Annotated in this window: 16 protein-coding genes; 12 read left to right on the top strand and 4 right to left on the bottom strand. The window is 29.2% G+C overall.

The features are described 5' to 3' along the window. Nucleotides 1–452: 452 nt before the first annotated feature. The 4 genes from carA to HUJ77_RS01445 all read left to right on the top strand — a co-directional run bounded on the left by carA (nt 453) and on the right by HUJ77_RS01445 (nt 5,907). Nucleotides 453–1,502 carry a glutamine-hydrolyzing carbamoyl-phosphate synthase small subunit gene (carA, locus tag HUJ77_RS01460; RefSeq protein WP_291706792.1) on the top strand — a complete coding sequence of 350 codons (1,050 nt, stop codon included), beginning with the start codon at nt 453–455 and terminating at the stop codon, nt 1,500–1,502. 13 nt (nt 1,503–1,515) lie between these two features. Beyond that, the gene (carB, locus tag HUJ77_RS01455; RefSeq protein WP_291706791.1) at nt 1,516–4,722 is read left to right on the top strand and encodes a carbamoyl-phosphate synthase large subunit; all 3,207 of its coding nucleotides are present in this window, start codon (nt 1,516–1,518) and stop codon (nt 4,720–4,722) included. Between the two features lie 135 nt (nt 4,723–4,857). After that, complete coding sequence (locus tag HUJ77_RS01450; RefSeq protein WP_291706790.1) at nt 4,858–5,421, top strand: GNAT family protein; 564 nt, start codon at nt 4,858–4,860, stop codon at nt 5,419–5,421. A 192-nt stretch (nt 5,422–5,613) separates the two neighbouring features. Then, nucleotides 5,614–5,907, top strand: coding sequence for a hypothetical protein (locus tag HUJ77_RS01445; protein WP_291706789.1), 294 nt, complete (start codon nt 5,614–5,616; stop codon nt 5,905–5,907). Between the two features lie 170 nt (nt 5,908–6,077). Here the strand turns inward: HUJ77_RS01445 and HUJ77_RS01440 are convergent, their stop codons facing one another. From HUJ77_RS01440 to HUJ77_RS01425, 4 genes are all read right to left on the bottom strand, one after another. Continuing rightward, nucleotides 6,078–7,334, bottom strand: coding sequence for an ATP-binding protein (locus HUJ77_RS01440; protein ID WP_291706788.1), 1,257 nt, complete (start codon nt 7,332–7,334; stop codon nt 6,078–6,080). Then, nucleotides 7,319–7,468, bottom strand: a complete 150-nt coding sequence (locus HUJ77_RS01435; RefSeq protein WP_291706787.1) for a hypothetical protein — start codon at nt 7,466–7,468, stop codon at nt 7,319–7,321. The genes HUJ77_RS01440 and HUJ77_RS01435 overlap by 16 nt, the downstream gene beginning before the upstream one ends. Before the next feature lie 155 nt (nt 7,469–7,623). Next, a complete protein-coding gene (locus HUJ77_RS01430) occupies nt 7,624–8,190 on the bottom strand; it encodes a histidine phosphatase family protein (protein WP_291706786.1) in 567 nt (188 codons plus the stop codon). A 134-nt stretch (nt 8,191–8,324) separates the two neighbouring features. Further along, nucleotides 8,325–10,220, bottom strand: a complete 1,896-nt coding sequence (locus HUJ77_RS01425; protein ID WP_291706785.1) for a glutamine synthetase — start codon at nt 10,218–10,220, stop codon at nt 8,325–8,327. 300 nt (nt 10,221–10,520) lie between these two features. Between HUJ77_RS01425 and murI the strand changes: the two genes are divergently transcribed. The 8 genes from murI to HUJ77_RS01385 all read left to right on the top strand — a co-directional run. Further along, complete coding sequence (gene murI / locus HUJ77_RS01420) at nt 10,521–11,294, top strand: glutamate racemase (RefSeq protein WP_291706784.1); 774 nt, start codon at nt 10,521–10,523, stop codon at nt 11,292–11,294. 151 nt (nt 11,295–11,445) lie between these two features. Further along, nucleotides 11,446–11,715: an STAS-like domain-containing protein gene (locus tag HUJ77_RS01415; RefSeq protein WP_291706783.1), complete on the top strand. Its 270-nt coding sequence runs from the start codon at nt 11,446–11,448 to the stop codon at nt 11,713–11,715. A 251-nt stretch (nt 11,716–11,966) separates the two neighbouring features. Beyond that, nucleotides 11,967–12,491: a peptidylprolyl isomerase gene (locus HUJ77_RS01410; RefSeq protein WP_291706782.1), complete on the top strand. Its 525-nt coding sequence runs from the start codon at nt 11,967–11,969 to the stop codon at nt 12,489–12,491. A 27-nt stretch (nt 12,492–12,518) separates the two neighbouring features. Beyond that, nucleotides 12,519–12,887 carry a DUF3783 domain-containing protein gene (locus HUJ77_RS01405; RefSeq protein WP_291706781.1) on the top strand — a complete coding sequence of 123 codons (369 nt, stop codon included), beginning with the start codon at nt 12,519–12,521 and terminating at the stop codon, nt 12,885–12,887. Then, entirely contained in the window at nt 12,888–13,574 is a 687-nt protein-coding gene (locus HUJ77_RS01400; protein ID WP_291706780.1) for a helix-turn-helix transcriptional regulator, read from the top strand. Between the two features lie 152 nt (nt 13,575–13,726). Next, the gene (locus tag HUJ77_RS01395; RefSeq protein WP_291706779.1) at nt 13,727–17,296 is read left to right on the top strand and encodes a S8 family peptidase; all 3,570 of its coding nucleotides are present in this window, start codon (nt 13,727–13,729) and stop codon (nt 17,294–17,296) included. A gap of 118 nt (nt 17,297–17,414) precedes the next feature. Then, nucleotides 17,415–18,818 (top strand): peptidoglycan-binding domain-containing protein, encoded by a 1,404-nt coding sequence (locus HUJ77_RS01390; protein ID WP_291706778.1) that lies wholly within the window; start codon nt 17,415–17,417, stop codon nt 18,816–18,818. 224 nt (nt 18,819–19,042) lie between these two features. Further along, a partial coding sequence (locus tag HUJ77_RS01385) for a heme NO-binding domain-containing protein (protein ID WP_291706777.1) occupies nt 19,043–19,475 on the top strand: 433 nt, incomplete at its 3' end.

Raw genomic sequence — 19,475 nt, 5'->3', positions numbered from 1 at the left:
GTATTATATATAGTAAATAAATAATATAATATATAACTTATCTACTATCAGTATATTTATGTCGGTAATAGTTTTGTGAAGTTTAAAAAAGTTTGTTTAAATAGTCTTTTTATATGTATAAATATTAATATAGTAAATCTTGACATATACATTGGGGAAATATAGAATAGTATAAAAGGATAATGACTTTTATACTAAGTTAAAAAGTACACTTTAAATTGGTCCTGTGAGGCCAGAAAGGGAGTATGTATTTATGTTATATTTATATTCACAAAATAATTGCATAGTTATGTCAGTTAGGACTTTTTCTAATACTGATATTAAATATAGAAGGATAGTAGGGAGAAAACAGTAATTTTGTTATCTCCTTAGTATCCTTTTTATTTTAGTAGGATAAGCTTTTATGAAGTGTATTTTTAGCTATATATATTTATATTTTAGGAGGGCTAAATATGAAAGGAAAGCTAATATTAGAAAACGGAATGATTTTTGAAGGCAAAGCCTTCGGATATTTAAAAGATAGTATAGGTGAAGTAGTATTCACTACTGGAATGACAGGCTATCAAGAAGTTTTAACAGATCCATCCTATTATGGACAAATTGTTACTATGACTTATCCTCTTATAGGTAATTATGGGGTAAACCTAGAAGATATGGAGTCAAAAACACCAAAGGTTAAAGGATTTATAGTAAGAGAAAAATGTGATTTTCCTAATAATTTTAGATGCGAAATGGACCTTGAAAATTATCTAAAGCAAAATAAAATTATAGGTTTAGAAGGAATAGATACAAGAGCACTAACCAAGGTTTTAAGAAACTATGGAACTATGAAGGGTATGATTTCTTTAGATGATGTTAACTTAGAAGATGTTAAAGAGAGAGTTGAGGCTTTCTCAAATAAAGATGCAGTTAGCAATGTGACTACAAAGGAAAAATACATTATAGAAGGAAAGGGTAAACATGTAGCAATAATTGACTTTGGAATAAAGGAAAATATAATTAGAAATTTTAAAAAGAGAGATTGTAAATTAACAGTATTTCCAATGGATGCAACTTCAGAAGAAATTTTAGAAGTAAATCCAGACTTAGTGTTTTTATCAAATGGACCTGGAGACCCAGAGGATTTAGAAAATGTAATAGAAAATGTAAAAAGTTTAATAGGTAAGAAACCTCTAGTGGGTATCTGTTTAGGACACCAGCTTTTAGCTTTAAGCTTAGGTGGTAAAACTACTAAATTAAAATTTGGTCATAGAGGGTGTAATCATCCAGTTAAGGATTTAGAAGAAAATAAAGTTCATATTACATCACAAAACCATGGATATGTAGTTGAAAGTCTACCAGAAGGTGTTGTGGCAACTCATATTAATATTAATGATGGAACTATTGAGGGAATGAAGCATACAGTTTTTCCTATATATTCAGTTCAGTTTCACCCAGAGGCTTCAGCAGGACCACAGGACAGCGAGTATATATTTGATAAGTTCTTAAATTATGCACTATAGGAGGAGTTAGGAGATGCCATTAAATAAAGAAATAAAAAAGGTTTTAGTTATAGGGTCAGGACCAATAGTTATAGGGCAAGCAGCAGAATTTGATTATTCAGGAACACAAGCTTGCCAAGCACTAAAGGAAGAAGGAATAGAAGTAGTCTTAGTAAATTCAAATCCAGCAACTATTATGACTGATGAAGAAGTTGCTGATAAGATATATATAGAACCATTAACAATAGAATTTTTAGAAAAGGTTATTGATAAGGAAAGACCAGATAGTATGATTACAGGAATGGGAGGTCAAACAGGCCTAAACTTAGCTGTAGAATTATACGAAAAAGGAATTTTAGATAAATATAATGTAAAAGTAATTGGAACATCTATTCAATCTATTAAAGAAGGAGAAGATAGAGAACTTTTTAGAAATATGATGAATAGAATTAGTGAGCCAGTTATTCAAAGTGAAATAATAACAGAAATAGAAGCAGGAATTAAATATGCTGAAACAATAGGTTATCCAGTAATAGTTAGACCAGCTTATACATTAGGTGGAACTGGTGGTGGAATAGCTGATAATGAAGAACAATTAATAGAAATATTAGAGTCAGGATTACAATTAAGTACAATAGGACAAGTTCTTTTAGAAAAATCAATTAAGGGATGGAAAGAAGTAGAGTACGAAGTAATGAGAGACTCTTATGGAAATTGTATAACTGTATGTAATATGGAAAACATAGACCCAGTAGGTATTCATACAGGAGATAGTATAGTTGTAGCACCATCACAAACTTTATCAGACAAAGAATATCAAATGCTTAGAACATCAGCAATAAATATTATAAATGCTGTAGGAATTGAAGGTGGTTGTAATGTTCAATTTGCATTAAATCCAAACTCCTTTGAATATGCAGTTATAGAAATTAATCCTAGAGTTTCAAGATCATCAGCTTTAGCATCTAAAGCAACTGGATACCCAATTGCAAAATTAGCTGCAAAGATAGCCTTAGGATATGGTCTAGATGAAATTAAGAATGCAGTTACTCAAAAAACTTATGCTTGTTTTGAACCAACATTAGATTATGTAGTAGTTAAGATTCCAAAGTGGCCTTTTGATAAGTTCTTTACAGCAGATAGGGTTTTAGGAACTAAGATGATGGCGACAGGAGAAATAATGGCTATAGGTTCTAACTTAGAAGCAGCTTTATTAAAGGGAATAAGAAGTTTAGAAATAGGAAGATACTCATTATATCATCCAAAATTTAAGGAGTTAAGTATTCAAGAATTAAAATCAATGGTAGTTAAGCCAGATGATGAAAGATTATTTGCCTTAGCTGAAATGATAAGAAGAGATTATAGAATTGAAAGTATCTCTAAGATAACAGGAATAGATATATTCTTCTTACAAAAATTTAAATGGATAATAGAAGAAGAAAATAAATTAAAATCTAGTAAAATAGAAGATTTAGATAAAGAATGGTTACTAAATTTAAAGAAAAAGGGCTTTGCAGATAAGGCTATAGCAGATATGCTTAATGTTAGTGAAGATGATATTTATAAGTTAAGAAGTATATGGAATATAAAACCTGCATATAAGATGGTTGATACTTGCGGAGGAGAATTTGAAGCTTTATCACCATACTATTATTCAACTTATGAAGAATATGATGAAGTAGAAGTATCTGACAATAAAAAGGTAATAGTTATAGGTTCTGGACCAATAAGAATAGGGCAAGGTATAGAGTTTGATTATGCTTCAGTACACTGTGTAAAGTCATTAAAGAAAATGGGTATAGAAACTATAATAATAAATAATAATCCAGAAACAGTAAGTACGGATTTTAATATTTCTGATAAATTATATTTTGAGCCATTAACTGAAGAGGATGTATTTAATATAATTGAAAAAGAAAATCCATATGGTGTTATACTTCAATTTGGTGGTCAAACAGCCATAAAATTAGCTAATTTCTTAAAGGAAAAGGGAATTAAGACTCTTGGCACTACTGCTGATCAAATAGATATGGCTGAAGATAGAGAGAAGTTTGATGAATTACTAGAAAGTCTAGGAATTGATAGACCAAAGGGTAAGGGAATATGGAATATAGAAGAGGGATTAGAAGAAGCTAAGATATTAGGATTCCCAGTGTTAGTAAGACCATCTTATGTTTTAGGGGGACAAGGGATGGAAATTACTCATGATGAGGAAGAATTAAAATACTACTTAAAGAACGCTTTTGCAAAGGATAATAAGAATCCAATATTAGTAGATAAATATCTAATGGGTAGAGAAATAGAAGTTGATGCTATATCAGATGGCGAAGAAATATTAATACCAGGAATTATGGAGCACTTAGAAAGAGCTGGAGTTCATTCAGGAGATTCAGTTACAATGTATCCTAGCCAAAATATTAGCAAGAAGATTAAGAATAAGGTATTAGATTATACAAAAAAAATAGCAATCGCTATAGGAATAAAGGGTATGATAAATATACAATTCATAGAATTTGAAGGAGGACTTTATATAATTGAAGTGAATCCAAGAGCATCAAGAACTGTTCCATATATAAGTAAGGTTAGCAAAGTTCCAATAGTAGATTTAGCTACTAAGGTAATGCTAGGATGTAAATTAAGTGAGTTAGACTATGGTACAGGAGTATATAAGGAACCAGAATTAGTATCAGTTAAAGTGCCTGTATTCTCAACTCAAAAGCTTCCTAAAGTAGAGGTTTCATTAGGACCTGAAATGAAGTCTACTGGAGAAGTATTAGGAATAGGAAGAAATATTAAAGAAGCTTTATATAAGGGCTTTATAGCAGGAAATATGTATCCTTCAAATAAAAAGGGAAAGATATTAGCAACTGTAAAAGAGCATGATAAGAAGGAATTCCTTCCAATAGCTATGATGCTATCAGCTGCTGGATATAAGTTTGTAGCAACGAAAGGAACCGCAAAGCTTTTAAGTGAAGCCCATATAGAAGTAGAAGTAGTAAGGAAATTAGATGAAGAAGAACCAAATATATTAGATATAATTAAAAATGGAGAAGTTGATTTAGTTGTAAATACTCCAACAAAGGGTAATGATTCTAATAGAGATGGATTCCTAATAAGAAGAGCAGCAGTAGAGAGAAATATTGGTGTAATAACAGCATTAGATACATTAAGAGCAATAGCAGAAGTTATGGTACAGGGTTTAAATAAAAAAGATTTAGAAGTATTTGATATAACAAAATAAGAGTATAGATTATTAATAGAGAAAGAGGCCTTCATATAAATGAAAAGCCTCTTTCTCATATATATTATAGGATTATAATATATATGAAGGTATTTATTGTTTAAAGATTAGTGAATTTATGAAGGAGAAAAAGAAATGGAAAAATATAAAATGAGTTGGCAGAAGGATGGCATTGTTTTACGTTCCTTTGAATATGGACAAGCAGATAAGTATTATAGGGATTGTTTTGAAGTGTCAGATGAAGAAGTGAATAGATTAACTGGTTCAAGTGGGGATTTTAATTATGAAGGAGTAGTTAATTATTATAATAGGATTGTAGACGATACAGATAGATATGATTTTATGATTATTGATTCAGAAGGGAGATTTATTGGAGAAAGTGTTATTAACGAAATAGATTGGGAATTAAAATCTGCAAATTTTAGAATTGTTATTTTTAGAAAAGAAGGACGTTCAAAAGGTATAGGCTCATGGATAGTAGAAACTACTAGAGATTTTGCTTTTGAATGCTTAAAGCTTCATAGATTAGAATTAGAAGTATTTGCATTTAATCCAAGAGCAAAAAGAGCCTATGAAAAAGCAGGTTTTAAAGTTGAAGGAGTAAAAAAGGATGCTATTCTAGATGGAGATAAATACGAAGATGTTATTATTATGGCTATTTTAGAAGAGGAATGGAAGGCAATTAAGGAGTTAGAATAAATATTATATACAATATTTTTGAAGTGTAATTTAATATAATTATATAATAAACAATTTTATTTTACATAAATTTCTAAATGGATATTTTTTTATAAATTTTTACAAAAAGATAGTTAAAATTATTGACAATGAACGTATGTTCGGTTAATATAAATATAAAGATAGAACTTATGTTTGCTCGGAGGGGTTATAATGAATAATGATGTTTTTGTAAAATTAAATTATAAAACAATTGGAGAATTTAAGAGCATAATAGTAGATAGACAACATAAAGATTATGATAATAATAAATATATGATTTGTACAGGAAAGTACGACAAAGATGGATGGACATTTGTATTTAAGGCGAATAGTTTAAAAGAAGCAGAGGACTTTATAAGTAAGAACTCTATAAAGAAAAGTAATATAATTAGCAAAAGAAGAATAATTGAAGACAACATCTCACTAATGAATAGTGATAAAATACATATTCCAGCTTGGATATAAGTGGTGCTGTGGCACAATGTAAAATGAAGAAATAAACTCCTAAAGGAGTTTATAATAAAATATATATTTTTAGTGATTTGGAACAAATTACTAAAAATAATTCTTCATTTTACATTCTAAGTTTTTAATTAGGAGCTGTGCAACAGCTCTATTTTTATTTAAGTTATTAATTACTCTATATGTAAGGGTAATTTTATTGTAAATGTAGTTACATCCTTATTACTATTTACATGTATACTACCATTATAACTATAGAGTAGTTCTTTAACTATATATAAGCCAAATCCATTATCACCATTTTTATTTGTCTTAGTTGAAAAGCCCTCTTCAAATATTTTTTCAATAAGCTCCGCATTAATTTCTGGACCGTTATTTTGCACAGTTATAATTAGGTAATTATAACTATAATAACTTTTAATCATTAATAGACCTTTTCCATTTAAGGCTTCAACAGAATTCCTAACAATATTAGAAAGGATTCTCTGAAGGTCTAATTCTTTTATATTGGCATGATTAAGATCAGCTTGTTCATCTATAAGAATATCAACTTCTTTTAAATCAGTAGTATTTATTACTTGGGCAATAATTGATAGGTTACTGCTTATAACCTTAACTTGAGATGAGATATCATATCCATCTATTACTCCCTTTAATAACTTACCTAGTTTTTCATAGTCATTCATAAGATAAGTTCCATATAAATAAGATATTTGTGACCCATAGTCATGTTTAATCTTCTTTAATTCATTAATTTTTGATGTTAATTCTTTATTTAAGCTATTAATTTCCTTTGCTTTCTTATCTATACTGGCAAAATATAATGTGATAAAAATTATAAATGCAGCTAAAAATATAAATACTATTTCTTTAAAAAGTGGATTATCTTTGTCATTATATATTAGTAGAAAGGATATTGTAAAATCTACAGCTATGGTAGTTATTATTAAAGTAAATATAGAAAAGATTCTTGATTTAATAATCAAATTTATCTTATTAATAGATTTTATATTAGTTATTATTAAGTAGGATACTATAAATTGAGGCAAATACATAATTAATATGTTGGCATAAATTGTATTTACATTTGTATTATTTATTATAAATACAAATACAATAAAGGATATAATCATGGTTATACCAAAGATTAAATATACTATTGTAAATCCAATTGTTGCTCCGAGTTTATCGTTTTTATAAGCAAAAAGCATTAAAAATAATAATTGAGCAATATGAATAATTATAATAGATAAACTTGAATTACCAAGAAAGTAAGTGAGTGAAGTTATAATTATCCAAAGTAATATTACTAATATAACTAAGTGACTTTTGTTTTTTTTATGTTCTTCATTAACGCAATAATTTATTACAAATACAAATAGAAAGCTTTGAAGAATACTATTTATTGTATCTATTATTCCTGTGTACATATCATCATTCCTTTTATCATAAGTTTTTTAGTGGTTTTGATATTTTTCTCTAAGCCTACCATTAAAATTGAAATAGTAAATATAGTTGTTGCAAGATATGATAGAAATAAGATAAATTTATGTAATATATTCATTAATTTCTCTCCTTATATAAAAGTGGTTATTAAACATAAATCTAGACTACATGTAGGTTGTCCAAACTATTGCTTAGGAAAACAATTAATATTAAAATGTTACTATTTATTGCACATTATATTGTATAATAATTTCAACAACATTCCTGTATTACTTATATAATAAATTTACTATCTATTTCTGTAATTTCAGCATTATTTGTTTTGAATTTTAACATTTCATTAAAAGATGTATTAGTTATGTAACATTGTAAGCACATAATTACAGCACTATGGGTTACAATTACAACATCATCAGTGTTTTCATTAATAATTTTATGTAAAGCTATTATAACTCTTTGCATCATATCCTCATATGATTCACCGTTTGGCGGTGGATTAAAGCGCCTATTACCTTTCCATTCCTTATACTCTAGAGGATATTTATCCTCTACATCTTTCCATATTAGACCTTCCCACTGACCCATATTAATTTCCTTAAGATCTTCAGCTATAATATATGGAACATTGCTAATTTCACTTATTATTTTTGCTGTTTTCAATGCTCTTTTCTGAGGGCTTGTATAAATTTTTTTGAAGTTATAATTAAGACCTTTTAATTTATTACTTAATTCCATTGCTTGATTTATTCCAATTTCATTAAGTTCTATATCATGACTGCCTTGAATTCTACCCTGGACATTCCAATCAGTTTTACCATGTCTTATAAAAATTAATTTCATAACTACCTCTCAATATTAATTTATATATTTTATTTAATATTATTATAAACTAGGAGTACAAAATATTCTATAAAAAGTGTAATTATAACAAAGAGGCTGTCTAAAACAGCCTCTAAATATAATATATTATATTTTTATATATCTAATAGATTTTTAGTATAGTCACTATAAAGATCTCTTAACTTTTTCATGTTATCTTCTAATTCGTTAAGTAAATCAGAAGCTAATGAATATTCTTCATTAGAAATAGCGGTTTTAATTCTAGTGAATAAACCCTTTGAAGTATAAGTATCCTTCATTATATAATGTCTTAAGTTATTTATTGTCATCCAATTAGAAATGTCTAAGTCAAGTGCATTGTTTGAATGCAATAATTTAAAGCTTCTTACTTCTGCGGCATGATTTAAAATAATTCTATGAATAATATCAGTTGTCCATCTTTGAAGTATAGCAAGTTTAAAGCTATTTATTAATTGATCACTAAATACATTATTTCTTTTTAATACACTTAATTTTTCAGAGCATTTATCTAAATGAATTAGATTTTCATAAACTGTAGAAGGAGCTTCTCCAAAGTAGCTATTTCTTTCATCATCACTATAGAATTCAAATACATCTTCTTCACTTCTATAAGCTCTATCTTTTTCTAGATACTCTGCAGCCTCACCAGGTTTCTTAGAAAGTTCTAATAATAAATCTTCTTCAGTTTTGTTATCTTGAAGAGCATATAAGATTCCATCAAGCATAGCCATATAAGAAACAGATAAAGTTAAATATATATTACTATGTGGGTTTGGAGATCTAAGTTCAAATCTAGTTGCAAGAGGATTTGCTAAGTCTCTTATTAAGCCTATTAATATAGTTCTGTTTCTTGATGGATTATCAGGAGATAAACCAAGAGAAGTAACTATACATATTGGAGCTTCAAAACCAGGCTTTAATCTCTTAAATGCACCATTAGTAGTTGATATAAAAGGATTCATTATTTCGTAATTCTTAAGGACTCCCATTATAGCTCCATATCCTATTTTACTTAAGAAATCATCCTTTGTAGCAGTAAATAGGTTAATTCTCTTTCCATTATTTAATTTTAAGCTAACACCTAAATGTACGTGCATTCCTGAACCAGCTACGTCATCTATAGGCTTAGGTTTAAAGGTAACATCTAAACCATGTCTTCTAAAAGTTTCTTGAGTTAATATTTTTACAAAAATTTCATTATCAGCAGCTTGTATTGCATCTGCATATTTCCAATCTATTTCAAGTTGCTCCATTATATGATTAAATTGTCCATTGTTATCTAATTGAGATTTAACTCCGCCCACTTCTTTATGTCCCATTTCAGGCTCAAATCCATATGCTTCCATAAGTAGAAGAGTTTCTTCAAGAGCAGTTCTTACTGAACCCTTAGTTCTTGTCCAATATTGTTCTTGTAAAACTTGAGAAGTTGATAATTCTTCAATATGAGCTTGCTCATTTGGGGTTTTAACCCAGAATTCTAATTCTGTTGCAGATGTAACAACAATTTCATCTATATCATCATAAGTAATTTTAAAAGGCTTTAAAGTTTCAGGTTTGTTTTTAAAGATATCTAAAAGAGTTGATTTAAAAGTATTAATAGCAGATTGTAAGATGTTTCTTGAACATACAGGTCTATTATTATGAATTAAAAATGAAGGAATTCTAAGAGTACCAACAGGTTTATTAGTAAGATAATCTATATGATCATAGTTATAGTCAATAAACCAATTAGCATCAAGGTCAGCTACCATATCTACCTTTGCATCGTTTAAAGTAGCTATTCCAGGAAGAACAACTGATGAACCATCTGTTTGGATAGCAACTCCATTTAAGAATGAATCTATATCATCTAGGAAAAGTCTAGCCGGGATTTTTTCATCAGTATCATTTCCTGATAAGTCGATTCCAACAATGGATACGAATTTTATTTCAGGATGGTCATTAAATATTGTGAATAGGTCATCTTTATTGTGCTTTGCTTTTGGAATTAAATATATTAAGTCTTTCATAGAGGTATTCTTTGCTAAAAGTCAGCAAAGAAAATTTCACTTCCTTTCAATTAAAATCGAATATTAAACTGGTATAGACATCATAATATTCGGAAAATTAAATAATTTATAAAAAAATTCTATTATATCCATGCTATGGTGTCAATGATTAAATTTGTTAATAACTAAAAATTTTTTTTCTTAAAATTTTTAGTTATAGCATTAAATTTCATAAATCAATTACAAATAATAAATTTATAGATTTATCATGAAGAAAGGTATAAAATAAAAGGTAGGATTAAAGAAAATGGAGTGAGTTAATTGGACAATAAAAACAGGCCAATAGGTTTTTTTGATTCAGGAGTTGGTGGTTTAAGCGTATTAAGAGAAGCTATAAAGATAATGCCTAATGAGGATTATATATATTTTGGAGACTCTATCAATGCACCTTATGGAATGAAAACTGTAGAGGAAGTTAGGGAATTAACTTTTAAAGCAGTTGAATTACTACTAAATAAGGGCGTTAAAGGAATGGCTATAGCTTGCAACACTGCAACAAGTGCAGCGGTAGCTGATTTAAGAAAAATATATCCAGATCTACCTTTAGTGGGAATAGAACCAGCTCTAAAACCAGCTGTTGAACTTAGAAAAAATGGAGATATATTAATTATGGCTACAGCTATGACATTAAAAGAAGAAAAATTTAAAAGGTTAATGGATAAATATAAGGAGAGAGCATCTATAATACCAGTACCATGCCCAGGTCTTGTTGAGTTTATAGAAGCAGGAGAATATAAAGGTAAGGCTGTAGAAGAGTATCTTTTAGAAAAAATAAATACATATAGAGATGGTAAAATATCTTCAATAGTATTGGGATGTACTCATTATCCATTTATAAAAGAAACATTATCAAGAATTGTTGGTGAAGATGTTAATATTATAGATGGAGGATTAGGGACTGCTAGAGAACTTAGAAGAAGGCTAAGCGAAAAAAATTTATTATCAGAATCTAGAGAAAAAGGAAATATTGAAATTATAAATTCTTCTAATAAGAAAGAAGTACTAGATTTAAGTCATGAATTATTAATGAATTAAGAAAACTCCGAAAGGAGTTTTTATTTTTGTTTTAAATTTAAAAAAAATATTGTTAAAATGTTGACAAAAACGGGAAGAGTTGATATATTATAGTAAAGAGAAAATTCAGAAAATTCGATAAATTAACGATATTTTTTGGGGGGGAAGATTTATGGAAATTAAAGTAAGAGAAGTATTAGGGGAAGATATAACTATAGAAGATGCTATATTATTAAGAGAAATGATTAGGAATAGTCTTAATATTGGAGTTTTATTAGATTTTGATGGATTTAAAAGAATTCCTACAACATTTCTAAATATGTTATTTGGAGATCTTATTAATAGTTTCGGTAGAGATTTTATTTTTCAACAAGTTGGTGTTAAAAATTTATCAAATACTACTGATTATTCAAGAGTAGTTCTAGGAACTACCTTTAAATAATAAAATGAAAAAACTAATTATTAAAATCGGTAAGAAGGAATTGTATTAATGCAATTCCTTCTTATCCTTTATTTAGGGATAATATGAAGAATGCTTTATAGCTTCAATTATGTGTTGTTTTTACTTTTAAATAATATATAATTACTATAAGAGATAAATATAAATTTTACCTAAAGGCTAGCCTTTAGAAGAATTGATAATGATGAAAGTGTAAATAATAAGTAAGGATTTACATTGAAAGGAGATTTTATATGAAAAACCCAATAGTAACTATAAATATGGAAAATGGAGGAGTTATTAAAGCAGAATTATATCCAGAAGTAGCTCCTAATACAGTTAAAAATTTTATAAGCTTAATAAATAAAGGTTTTTATGATGGAGTTATATTCCATAGAGTAATACCTGGATTTATGATTCAAGGTGGTTGTCCAGATGGAACAGGAATGGGTGGCCCAGGATATAGTATTAAAGGTGAATTTAATAGAAATGGATTTAAAAATGACTTAAAGCACTCAAGAGGTGTTTTATCTATGGCTAGAACTATGGTTCATGATTCAGCAGGAAGCCAATTCTTTGTAATGGTAGCAGATGCTCCACATTTAGATAATCAATACGCTGCTTTTGGTAAGGTTATAGAAGGTATGGAAGTTGCTGATGAAATAGTAAAGGCTAAGAGAGATTATAATGATAAGCCGCTTGAAGATCAAAGAATGCTTAAAGTTACTGTTGATACTTTTGGCGAAACTTACGACGAACCAGAAACTGTAGGAAGATAACATAAAAAAGGGGGAGTGGAGAGGAATATGCTTAGCAATAATAAGTGCATATTAGTTCATAATATACCAGAAGAGGAACTTAAGGAATTAAAAAATGATGAGTTTAAGGTAGTAGAAGTATCAAGGGAAATGGCAGAAATGACAGTATATGATATTTTAAATGGACTAAGATTTGAAACTGTTAATGCAAATTTACCTAATGAAGCTGTTATTTTATTTAATGGATTCTCAGACGAGGAAATTAAATCAGCTATAACAACAATTAGGAAGAGATATAAAGAAGGAATATTTGCCACAGTGACACCTTCTTCAATTCAATGGAAATTTAGTTATTTAATTGAGCATTTAATTGAAGAAAGAGAATGGTATTTAAGAAATCAGAAGGGAAGAGCTTAAGTGAGCAGAGTTGGCGATAAGATAAAGGAAGCTAGAATAAAAAATGGATTAAGTCAAAAGGCTTTAGCTAAAAAGCTAGGAGTTGCAGAAAAGTTTATTAATGAAGTTGAAATGGGAAGAAGAATAGCTCAAGAATCTTTTATTGATAAAGCATCAAAAATATTAAAGGCTGATTTTAATGATGTTAGCATGGTAGTAACAGATGAAGCTTTATTAGAAGAAAGAAAAATGATGAAGGATTTAAAAACTAATTCTTCTGCTAAGAATAATAATTCAAAGCAGGAAGAGGTTTGGACAAATGCCTTTTCATCAGTATTAAAAAATGTTCCTATATTCGATTATACTTTAAAGAATAGCAAGGGATATAAGGAGTTACCAATTCACTCAAATAAAGTTGAAGGCTTCAATCAAGACAAAGTTTTATACTTAGAAATTCAAGATGATGAAATGTCTGGCTTTAGAATGTTAAAAGGAGATTTAGCCTTTTCTAGTATAGTTAAAGAACCTACTAATAATGGTATTTTCCTAGTTGAATATAAGGGAAAAAGAGCTATAAGACAGATAAAGTTATTAGGAAATTCTAAGGCTTTATTAGTTAGTAATGGTGGAACTCTTTTAACAGAAACTATGAACTTAAACGAGATTTCTGTAGTAGCAAAGCTAGAGAGATTAGAAATAAAATTATAAAATAATTATAAGCATTAGAGATGAAATGTAACATTTCATCTCTTTTTTTGTTGTTAACAATAAAAATAGTTAATATTAACTTTAATAGATATTTGAATTTATATATCACATGAATTTCAGTAGTCATATATTAGTACAAATAACTTTTTGAGGTGATAGTAATAGAAAATATAAATTCAAATAAAATAAGTTCTGGGCTAGGACTAGCTCAAAATATATCTAAAAACTTACTTGGGAAATTAGGGTTAAATGTTGGATTAGGGCAAGATGGAAATAGCACCATAGAAGTTACTATTATATCAGGAGATACTACAGAAAACATAAGAACTGCAGTTGAGAGTATTGGGGGAAGCTATTATGACTTAGGCTATGGATTTGGTTTAGTAACAATTTCTATAGAAAATATAATTAAGCTAGCCAATATTCCATCAATTGAATATATTGAATTACCAAAGCAATTATATACTACAGATGCTAGTAGTAATAGAGCAGCTTGCGTTCCGGTTGCTAGAAGTGCCTATGGAATTGAAGGCGAGGGAGTTTTAATAGGTTTTATAGATACTGGAATAGATTATACTCATCCTGCCTTTAGAAATAGCGATGGAACTACTAGGATAGATTATATTTATGATTTAAGCGAAGGTGGTAAGCCTTATAGTAGAGAGGATATAGATAAGGCTCTAAGTAGCCAAGACCCATATTCTATTGTTCCATCTATTGATACTGTTGAACATGGAACCCATGTAGCAGGTATAGCTTGTGCAGGAGGAAAAATTAATAGTCAGTATTATGGTGTAGCACCTAAAAGTTCTATAGCTATGGTTAAATGCACAAGAGGTAATTTTGCTTTAAGCAGCAATATTATGAAGGGATTAAAATTTTTAATAGAAGCAAGTAAATTCTTAAAGAAGCCTTTAGTAGTTAATATTAGTCTTAGTACTAATGATGGAGCACATAATGGGACGAGCCTTTTAGAACAATATATTTCTACTGTATCAACATTAGAGAGAGTTACTATAGTAATAGCAGCTGGCAATGAAGGAGATGCATCACATCATATTGGTGGAAATTTAGAAAGGCAAAATAGAGTTTCTATAAATGTTGCAGCAGATGAACCAGGGATAATATTGAATTTATATAAGCCTGTTTTATCAGATATATCTATTAGAATAACTAGTCCTGCTGGAGCAACAAGTGGAGATATAACCATTAGAGAGGGATATTACCAAGGAACAATAGGAATGGATAGATATCAGCTCTATTATTCAGGTCCAAAGCCTTTTGATATAGTTGGAGAAATTACTATTGCTATATTATCAGGTGGACAATATATATTATCAGGGCAATGGGAAATTAGTATTAATTTATTAAATCAGTATAGTGGAATTTATGATATGTGGCTACCTATTAGAGAAGGCCTAAATGTTAATACTAAGTTTTTACAACCTACTATTTTAAATACTTTAGGGATACCAGCTACAGTAACTAATGTTATAGCAGTTGGAAGCTATAATTATTTAACTAATAATATATCACCTTTTAGTGGAAGGGGAAAGGAAACAATTTACCAGCCTATTAGACCAGACTTAGTTGCCCCAGGGGAAGGAATAGTATCACCCATTCCTAATAGAAGTTTTGATTCTAAAAGTGGTACATCAATGGCTACCCCACATGTTTCAGGAATAGCAGCTTTAATGATGGAGTGGGGAATAGTTAAACAAAATGATCCATATCTTTATGGAGAAAGACTTAAGTATTTTTTAGTAGTGTCTGCCAACAGGAATAGAACAGAAATAACGTATCCAGACCCAACTTGGGGTTATGGGGAGGTTTGTTTAGATTCTGCAATTAAGAGAGTGATAGAAAATATAGGTTTCTCTAATAATCAAAGAGGAAATAAATTAAGTAATAAGAATAGGAGGGGGGATAAAAATACTAATATGAAGAAAATAGAAGAGTTTATAAATAGAATAGAACAAAATATAGATACTAGTGAAGATAATGAAGTTATTGGTATATTTGTAGAATATAATTCAGTAGAGCAATTAATGAAAATAGAAGATATACTTAATACATCTGTTACAGTATTAGATAATAATTATGCAGTAGTATTTATACCTTTTAATAAGATAAATGACATTCTTCCTTATATAAAAGATGTAGCATCTATAGAAATTTATTCAATATATACATTAGAGCAAATATCTCCTGTAGATGCTAGTGGAGCAAGTTTATTTCATAACAATCCATTTCTTCAGTTAAATGGGCGAGGAGTTATTATTGGAATTATAGATACAGGAATAGATTATTTAAATAGAGAATTTATGAAAGAAGATGATACCACAAGAATTTTAAGGATATGGGATCAAACAATAAATAGCAATCAAAATATATATGGGGTTAAAGTTGGAACAGAGTATAAGGAAGAAGATATTAATAGAGCTATACAAGAAAGTAAAAATGGAGGAGATCCTTATTCAATAGTAAATACTAAGGATACAATAGGCCATGGAACAGCTATGGCAAGTATAACTGGAGCTAGAGGCTATAATCCAGACCTTATAGGAGCAGCTCCTAATTGTGATTTTGCCATAGTTAAACTAAATGAAGCCCCTAGAATTATACAAAGTAGAGCAGGGTTAAATGATGTTAAACCTGGCAGATATACAAGTATAGATATATATTTAGGAATTAGATATTTATCAAGATTAGCTAGTGATCTTGGTAAACCATTAGTAATGTGTATTCCAGTAGGCACCAATACAGGCTCTCATGATGGAACAAGTGAAATTGAAGGAGCAATAGATTTTATCAGCAAACAAGCTGGAATTGTATGTGTTACAGGAACGGGGAATGAAGGAGATACTGACACCCATACAGAAGGGAAATTTGCAGGAGCTAATGATATTAATACCATAGAAATTAAGGTTGGGAAGAGTCAAAAGAGTTTAAACTTTCAAATATATGTACAACAGCCAGATAGAGTGTCTTTAGGAATAGTATCACCATCAGGAGAAGTAATAGAAAAAATACCAGCTAAATTAAATAAAGTGGAAAATATAAGTTTTGTTTATGAAGGCACTAAAATGAGGGTTTATTACTATTATCCAGATCCTATTACAGGGGCAGAAATAATAAGTATTGAAGCAAGAAATCTAAGGGAAGGTATATGGCAGTTTAAATTATATGGAGATTATATTGTTGATGGAAGGTATTGGAGTTGGCTACCTCAAAGAAGCTTATTAGATGAAGAAACAAAATTTCTAAGTCCAAGCCAATATACAACATTAACTATTCCAGGCACATCAAAGGGCGCCATAGTTTCAGCTTTTTATAATCAGAATAATAATGCCATAGTTGGTCAGTCAGGAAGAGGTTTTACTAGAGATGGAAGAATAAAGCCAGACGTAGCTGCAGGAGGAATTAATGCCCTAGTAACTACTCCAGGAGGTGGAACTAGAACCATTAGTGGCTCATCTGTAGCAACAGCTGTTATGTCAGGATGTTGTGCTCTTTTATTACAATGGGCAATTGTAGATGGAAATAATAAAAAAATATATCCTACAGAGTTAAGAAGTTATTTAATTAGAGGAACTGATATGAGAGTGGGAGAGAAATATCCTAATGAGCAATGGGGATATGGGACAATAAATATGAAGAAAGTCTTTGATGGTATAAGGGAAAACCTAACAGGCGGAGTAGAAAATACTAGGGATAAATAATAGCTATATTAAAATTATTTATAAGAAAGGTTAGTATGTTTATATAAGATATATAATTAGAACCAAAATTAAAGGCATGCATATATTAATTAAAGGAGAAATTATAAAGGAGTAATATATGGCTCAGGGTAGGTTGAAAGTTCAATGCTTTGTAAATGAAACTTATTTGCCTGTAAATAATACAAGAATAACAGTAAGACCATCTGAAGGTGGTACAAATACTAATGAAATAGTACTAACTACAAATTCAATGGGGGAATCTCAAATTGTAGATTTAGAAGCACCACCATTAGAATATTCCGAACAACCCACAGGAAGAACCCCTTATAGCATGTATGATATATTAGTTGAAAGGGAAGGATTTCAAAGTATATTAATAAACAGATGTCAGGTATTCCCTGATGAGTTAGCAATACAACAATGTAATCTTATAGAATCTTCAGGTATATTGACTAGAATGGAAAATATTAATATACCACCTAATACAGCTAACTTTCCACAAAATCAGCAAGGTGGAAATGTAAATGAAATAATAAATATAGGACCAAATACATTGAATGGTAATTATCCAGAAAAAATTCCTGAAGAAGTGGATAAACCTCTTCCACCACCGACTAGTGGAGTAGTTTTACCAAAACCTGTTGTACCAGAATTCATAGTAGTACATGCAGGAGGTCCTAATAACACATCAGCAGCAAACTATAAGGTTTTATATAAGGATTATATAAAAAATGTAGCTTCTTGCGAAATTTATTCAACTTGGCCAGAAAGTACTATAAGAGCAAATGTATATGCAATAATTTCATTTACATTAAATAGAATATATACAGAATGGTACAGGGGAAAGGGAAAAAACTTTGATATAACAAATTCTACAGCTTATGATCATGCTTTTACTTATGGAAGAAACATATTTGAAAGTATAAGTGCTGTTGTAGATGATATCTTTGCAACTTATATAAGAAGGATAGGAAAAAAACAGCCTTTACTAACACAATATTGTGATGGAAAAAATGTTACTTGTCCTGAATGGATGACACAATGGGGAAGTAAGTACTTAGGAGATCAAGGAAAAACACCTTATGAAATTTTAACTAACTTTTATGGAAGTGATATAGAGCTAGTAACTGCAGAACAAGTTAAAGGTATTCCAAAGTCTTATCCTGGATATGATTTAATAGTAGGATCAACTGGATCAGAAGTACAAGCTATACAAGAATATTTAAATAGAATATCACAAAACTACCCTTTAATTCCTAAGGTGGCACAGGATGGGATTTTTGGAGAAAATACAGCTGAAGCTGTTAAAGTTTTTCAAGGAGTATTTAATTTACCAAAGACTGGTGTGGTAGACTATGCAACTTGGTATAAGATTTCTGATATATATGTTGGTGTAAGTAGAATAGCTGAACTTAGAAGAAGTGCAAAATCTGTAGAGAGAATCTTTATACCACCAAGGTCTTTCGATAATTATTATGATAGAACAGTACCAAGATTTAATTATTTTGATGATATGCAATAATAATGAGGCTGTCTAGCAATGTAAGGTTATTAATTAAAGATGTAAAATAATTTATTATTTTACATTCTAGGTTTTTAATTAGAGATTGTTCAGGCAGTCTCTTTATTATTATGAAATATAATAAAGAATATTTATTATTTGACGATAATATATCTGTTTATTTATGCATATTAGATATACAATAATAGATGGATATTTTAAATACAATAATAGGAGGAAAATTTATGAAAGGTACTGTGGTTTCCACATGGATCAGAACCTGTAGAGATTTATATGGAGATAATACAATAAACCAGTGTTTAAGAAAAGTTAATTGGCCAGAAAATATTATTTTTTCGCCACTAGAAGATGTAGAAGATGAGAAAATCTTTACATTAATCGATATTATAGCAGATAATGTTGGAGTTTCAGTTAAAGATTTATGGAAGGTAATAGGGGAGAATAACTTAAATAAGTTTGCTGAAGATTACCCTGTATTTTTTAAAAGAGTTACTCTATATAAGTTTTTAAAATCCCTAAACTTTATTCATTCTATAATTATGAAAAAGGTAAAAGGTGCAAAGCCACCTAAAATGGCTATTACACCAATATCGGAAAATAGTATTAATCTCAAATATATTTCTAAAAGAGAATTAAATGATTCTGAAATTGCTGTAA

The sequence above is a fragment of the Clostridium sp. genome (genome assembly GCF_021443865.1).
Classification (GTDB): domain Bacteria; phylum Bacillota; class Clostridia; order Clostridiales; family Clostridiaceae; genus Clostridium.
Note: the sequence above shows the minus strand (reverse complement) of the source record. Positions and strands in the feature narration are given on the sequence as shown.